Origin of the sequence: Microseira sp. BLCC-F43 (genome assembly GCF_041929235.1) — a bacterium.
In the GTDB taxonomy this organism is placed as follows: Bacteria; Cyanobacteriota; Cyanobacteriia; order Cyanobacteriales; family Aerosakkonemataceae; genus Microseira.
The window spans coordinates 1-3958 of the sequence record NZ_JBHFNP010000274.1 but is presented as its reverse complement, the minus strand read 5'-3'; the positions used below and the strand labels follow the sequence as shown (position 1 = coordinate 3958).

Annotated in this window: 4 protein-coding genes and 1 pseudogene; 1 reads left to right on the top strand and 4 read right to left on the bottom strand. The window is 40.8% G+C overall.

Annotated features, from left to right (window positions below):
* From ACE1CM_RS35865 to ACE1CM_RS35855, 3 genes are all read right to left on the bottom strand, one after another.
* Positions 1-342: Uma2 family endonuclease (locus tag ACE1CM_RS35865; RefSeq protein WP_374883696.1), on the bottom strand; the 342-nt coding region annotated here is incomplete at its 3' end.
* Between the two features lie 262 nt (positions 343-604).
* Positions 605-724, bottom strand: a complete 120-nt coding sequence (locus tag ACE1CM_RS35860) for a DUF4926 domain-containing protein (RefSeq protein ID WP_374883694.1) — start codon at positions 722-724, stop codon at positions 605-607.
* Positions 725-1150: 426 nt separating this feature from the next.
* The gene (locus ACE1CM_RS35855) at positions 1151-1699 is read right to left on the bottom strand and encodes a hypothetical protein (RefSeq protein ID WP_374883693.1); all 549 of its coding nucleotides are present in this window, start codon (positions 1697-1699) and stop codon (positions 1151-1153) included.
* 296 nt (positions 1700-1995) lie between these two features.
* Here ACE1CM_RS35855 and ACE1CM_RS35850 point away from each other — a divergent pair, with 296 nt between their 5' ends.
* Positions 1996-2940 carry an NB-ARC domain-containing protein gene (locus ACE1CM_RS35850; RefSeq protein ID WP_374883692.1) on the top strand — a complete coding sequence of 315 codons (945 nt, stop codon included), beginning with the start codon at positions 1996-1998 and terminating at the stop codon, positions 2938-2940.
* A gap of 876 nt (positions 2941-3816) precedes the next feature.
* Here ACE1CM_RS35850 and ACE1CM_RS35845 read toward each other — a convergent pair.
* Positions 3817-3958: pseudogene (locus tag ACE1CM_RS35845) on the bottom strand (photosystem II q(b) protein); the annotation flags it as partial.

Genomic DNA, 3958 nt, shown 5'->3' with positions numbered 1-3958 from the left:
TCCCGGTGAAATAATTTCGATAACTAATTCTGGCGGAACCGGACAAGCTTCATTTTCCATCCAATCAGGTGATAACCGCTGATAAGAAACATATAAAATTTCTGGTGTAGGCACCCAGCTTTTTCCTTGGCGCGTCAGTACAACAGCCCATTCTACACCGACCTCTCCCCTATCTTGTCCCCAGTCTTCCAGCAGTCTAAGTAATGCTTTTGTGAGTCTGGAATGAAAAAATTTCGGTGACATTTTTGGTATTGCCTCACCATCCACCAATTCATAAGTCACATCCCCTTCTGGTAGAGCGAGAAATTCTTCTAGGGTGAGTTTGTTTTTTGCTTGGAGCATGAGCGTCGCCCCCCTGTGCGTAAAAATTGCCAACAAAAAAGCGTCTCCAAACAGGAGAGTGCTTTTATTTTAGCTCAAACTTTCGTGCAGAAACCGGGTTTTTCCGAAATACCCGGTTTCTTGTTTGCTTTTCACCCTTGCGAAAACGAATTAACGATTATGTCAGAACCCACGCTTGGGCAATTTCTCTGTCACCGATGGGGCGAACTTGAGAACTGAATAAGGACATAATTGCAACAGTTTGACCTGGGAGTGTAATAAATTATACTTCAGATCCCAAACCTTCCTTATGTACTAACACCACAGTGCCAATATCGCCCGTTCTTAAACTATATTCGGGTAAGTCGGTGGTTAAAGCAACTCTGTCTAGTTCAGCAATCATTTTGGTTAATTTGAGTAGTTTTATTCTAGTGGTTATGCGCTGACAACATCTTGCACCTATCTCCTTGCCCGCCAGGGATTAAAAGATGCTGTTGGCAAATTAATCGGCGGTGTTGTCCACACCCGCCCGGAAATAAATTTCCGGGCTAACAGCGAAAGTCCACTCAAGTGGACTGGTAGAAAAGATTAGTCCGTTTTAACGGACTTGCGCTATTAGCCAGGGGTTTAAACCCCTGGCGGGTGAGAATTTCGGTGCAAGATCTCAGTTATAGCTAATCGCTTGGCTTGCTGTAGATATAGCACTTCGACACAGAAACCGGGTTTTTGCGAAAAACCCGGTTCCTTGTTTGCATCTCACCCTTGTGAAAACAAATTAACGATCGTGTGATAACTCCTGCTTGGACAATTTCTCTATTTTTTGTTTTCCTTACTCTTCACTTATCATCGATTGGTAATCATTGAGATTGTCGCGAACCCGTTCGCAGGAGTTTTGGGCTGTAGTTTTACAAGAAACGCACTCGTTGAGACTTATAGCCGCAGCCCCTAATGTCGCCTTATATTGTCTCGGCAGATCGTTGGTAATCTCAACTAAATTGTCGGCTTCAATTTGGTAGTCTCGCATTAGGATACCGCACTGTCCTAAGTTTTCGTTATTTCTCAATGGTTCCATTTGTCTGCCTGCTAATTCTAGCGACTTAATATCATTGAATATTTGTTCAATTCTGTTATTAGGGATTGGAGGAACTGTCCCGACAACAGGTTGCGCGGCTGAGATCTCTGCTGGGTGGGAAAACAATAAAAATGGTGCTACTAATACTGATATTAGTAACTTACCAACCCCCATAAATAACCCCCACACTAGCTTAAAAGGCCATATAACAATACCTAAAATTACACCTATTAGACTGAAAACCCAAGACAATAAATTTGCTAAAAAGTGGATAATAAAACTTGGTATGGCAAATAAAAATCCCATAATTTACCCCTCCTAACCAATCAATAGATCCAAAGTGTTATGGGTTTGAAAATAACCCCTTGCTGGTGGCAATAATTAAAGCTGCTATCAGCAACAAAATTGGCAATTGCAGCTTTTACCTTTACTTAAGGTAACCGGATAAAATATGTCTCTTCAACACCTAAAAATGGGATTTTGTGGGAATATTAAAATTATATAAATAAGCAATAATGTGGGAGAAAGTAGGATTTAGTTTTTTGATTGGGAAAAAGTATGATAAAGTGGGATTACACAATCAATGATAAAAAAATTGATACATGGACATTCAAGAAGTGATAAAATGGACTGACGAACAGGTATTATTTAACACAGGAAAACGCCTTGATTCACTACAAAAATCTATATTAGAGGGTGTTTGGCAACATCAGAATTATGAAGAAATAGCGAAAAATAATCTTCGCAGTTACGATCATGTCAAGAAAGAAGCATGGAAATTATGGAAACTTTTATCTGATGTGATTGGAGAAGATGTTAAAAAATCTAATGTTTGTTCTTTGTTAGAACAAGCTGAACTGTCTAATGTTTCCAGCGTTCTTGATTGCGTACAGATAGGGGTAGGTAATGGTAATATCAATATCTGTGGTGAAAATACGCGATCGCACTCTCCCCCCAACTCTCCCCAAGCCAAAAATCCCTCGCCCATAATAGATTTAACAGACGCACCAGAATTACTTAGCTTTTACGATCGCACGTCAGAACTATCCACCCTGAAAGAATGGATTTTACAAGCACGCGCGCGCTTGATAACCATATATGGATTAAGTGGAATTGGTACTAGCGCGATCGCACTCAAACTGATCTCACAAATTAAAACCGAATTCGATTACATTATTTGGCGAAGTCTGGGTGACACTCCCACACTCTCGACGCTGCAAATCGAACTCAAACAATTTTTTTCCCAATTACAACAAACCCCATTACCCACAATCATCGATTATTTTCGATGCGCTCGCTGTTTAGTAATCCTTGATGACGTGCATAATATATTTAAAACCAGACAATTAGCAGGTCAATATTTAGCAGGATATGAAGATTACGGCAAATTTTTTAAACAAATCGCTACATCATCTCACCAGAGTTGTTTAATCCTCCTCAGTTGGGATAAACCTAGAGAAATCGCTACTTTAGAAGCAGAAAACCGCTCCACGCGCGCGTTACATCTTAAAGGTTTAGAAGAACAGGCGACAGAGATATTAAAATAAAAAGAATTAACAGACGAAGATAAATGGTCAGAATTAATTACCCTTTATCAACGTCATCCTTGCTGGTTAAATATCATAGCTGCAACCATACACGAACTATTTAACGGTAGCGTTTCCCTGTTTTTAGCCGAGCAAAATGACATATTTTTAGGTGACATAGAACCACTTTTAGAATCTCTCTTAAAGCGTTTATCCGAGTCAGAAAAAGATATCAGCTATTGGTTAGCAAGTCAAGATAAAGCTGTAGATATTTCCCAACAACCAGCTAATAGCGAATTATCCAAATCCGAATTCTGGCAAGTTATCCAATCATTAGCACGACGCGGGTTAGTGGAAAAAGTGCAAATAGGAGAGCGATCGCGCTTTCAGCTCAATCGTATATTCCAACAATACATTCAGCGCAATTCAAATCCTATAAGGGAAAAACAGTAATATCACCGTTAGCAAAGATTGTATGTAGTTTTTGATGCTGTAGGGGCGGGTTTTACGAGAGATACTTGCTACCAGCGCAAAGGGTAAATAAACCCGCCCTGGCTGACGCTACCGATACAACCCGACATAATATAACACCGTTTTTCGGATTAATATGCCACACAAGGGGCGGGGCGGGTTTATAGAAATTTTTTGTTTTTAGCAAATGTTATTGGTAAAACCCGCCCCTACAATCGGTGCCTATCTGTTGATCTGTAGCACATCAAGGGAAATTAATATAACAAATTCTTTATTTTTATAGACCGCGAAGGCGGTCTTTGTTTGTATAGCCGCATCCTTCAGGGTGACGGCTACGAATGGATGCGATCGCTAAAAAACCCCCAAAACAAAAAGCGCCCTCCCAAGGGAGAGCGCTTTTCGTTTAAACTTCTAGCAACCTAGACCCTAACCATTGATAACCGGAGCGGTTAAAGCAACGGGAGCAGATTCACCAGCGGCTAAGTCGAGGGGGAAGTTGTGAGCATTACGCTCGTGCATTACTTCCATACCCAGGTTAGCGCGGTTGATGATGTCAGCCCAGGTGTTG